1 protein-coding gene is annotated in these 232 nt (G+C 65.5%); it reads right to left on the bottom strand.

Annotated features, from left to right (window positions below; genetic code table 11):
* Positions 1-232, bottom strand: a 232-nt coding sequence (locus Q5L94_RS14195; protein ID WP_317498991.1) for a hypothetical protein, incomplete at both ends; no start/stop codon positions are given.

The following is a 232-nucleotide window of genomic DNA, read 5'->3' on the forward strand; positions in this document are numbered from 1 at the left end:
GATGGTGTCACCGTCCACCGCTCCGGCTGGCAAGCCGACTTCAACGACGACCTGGCCATCGAGCTCGACTCTGCTGATAACGCCATCATCGTTGGCGTCTTCGGTGATGGTGACCGTCGGCGCGCTGTTGTCGGCACCCGCCGGGGTGTCGAGCACGGCGCTGTCGCTGCCTTCTTCCGACCGGGAGCCCAACGCGACGACCAGCACCCCACGCACCAAGAGGGTTTCACCT

The organism is Idiomarina sp. Sol25, assembly GCF_033052775.1.
Taxonomy (GTDB): domain Bacteria; phylum Pseudomonadota; class Gammaproteobacteria; order Enterobacterales; family Alteromonadaceae; genus Idiomarina.